Here is a 1,533-nt window from a genome sequence, read left to right as displayed (position 1 = left end):
ACCTACGCCACCGAACTGTTCGATCCGGCCAGCGCAGCCCGCCTGGCGGAGATGCTGAAGCGAGTGCTCGAGGCCTTCGTCACCGACCCCGCAGTGCTGGTGGGGGACGTTCCGCTGATCGCCGACGCCGAGCAGGCACGGATTCTGAGGACCTGGAACGCCACCGACGTGGACGTCCGCCCCGAGACTGTGGTGGATCTTCTCGACGCGCAGGCCGCACGCACTCCGGACGCCGTGGCTCTCGTCTTCGAGGGCGCAGCGCTCACCTACCGCGAGTTCGACGCCCGGTCCAACCAACTGGCGCGGCTCCTGATCCGCCGTGGAATCGGCCCGGATTCGTTTGTCGGACTCGCCTTCGAGCGGTCGGTGGAGATGGTGGTCGCGATGTGTGCCGTGCTGAAGGCCGGTGCCGGGTATGTGCCACTGGATCCCGAGCACCCGGCCGAACGCATCGAGTACGTGCTCGACCTGGCGGAACCGGACCTGGTGCTCACCACATCCTCGGTGCGGGTGCCGCTGCCTGCCGGCACGGCGCACCTGGACGTCGACACCCTCGACCTGGCCCCCTACGGCACCGCCCGTATGGGTGATGCGGAACGGCTGGGATCGCTGCGCCCCCAGAACACGGCGTACGTGTTGTTCACGTCGGGTTCGACGGGCCGGCCCAAGGGTGTGATGGTGAGCCACGCGGCCCTGGTGAACCAATTACGTTGGCTCGAAGCCGAATACGAGATCACGGCCGAGGACCGCGGCATGCTCCGCGCGCCGTATACGTTCGATGTGTCGGTCTGGGAAACATTCCTGCCCCTGAGCGTGGGTGCGCGGCTGGTGGTGACCAGGCCGGGCGGGCATCGCGAACTCGACTACCTGGCCGCGACCATCCGCGAGCAGGGCATCACCATGGCGCACTTCGTGCCGTCGGTGCTGGCGGCGTTCCTCGCGGACGGCGAGGGTGACGCGCTCTCGCTGCTGCGGCATCTCTACGCGGGCGGTGAGGAACTGCCGGCCGAGCTGGCCGAGGATGTTCTCGCACTGCGCCCCGGCGCATTCCACAACACGTACGGCCCCACCGAGGCGGCGATCACCACCACCGCGTTCCGGGTGGACCGCTCACCGGATGCGCAGGTGCCGATCGGGGCGCCGGTGTGGAACACGCAGACCCTGGTGCTCGATGCCCGGCTCCGGCCCGTCCCGGTCGGGGTAGCAGGCGAGCTGTATCTCGGCGGCGACCAGCTGGCCCGCGGCTATGCCGGCCGCAGCGACCTCACCGCCGACCGTTTCGTGGCGAACCCCTACGGTGCCGCGGGGGAGAGGCTTTATCGCACAGGCGATCTGGTGAAGTGGACCGCCGACGGCCAGCTGGTCTACCTGGGCCGGACCGATATGCAGGTGAAGCTGCGGGGGCTGCGAATCGAGCTGGGTGAGATCGAATCGGTACTCGACGGCGCGGCGGGAGTGGCCCAGGCCGCGGTCACCGTGGTATCCGATGCCGTCGCCGGTGAGCGACTGGTCGGGTATGTGGTGGCCGAGAGC

General features: G+C 68.9%; 1 protein-coding gene. It reads left to right on the top strand.

What is annotated here, in order from left to right; genetic code table 11:
- Positions 1-1,533 (top strand): non-ribosomal peptide synthetase (locus WAW17_RS02380; protein ID WP_422331421.1); only part of this gene is annotated, 1,533 nt, incomplete at both ends.

The organism is Rhodococcus sp. (in: high G+C Gram-positive bacteria) (assembly GCF_049286785.1).
Classification (GTDB): domain Bacteria; phylum Actinomycetota; class Actinomycetes; order Mycobacteriales; family Mycobacteriaceae; genus Rhodococcus_F.
The sequence above is the reverse complement of the archived record's forward strand: the minus strand, read 5'-3'. Positions and strand labels throughout refer to the sequence as shown.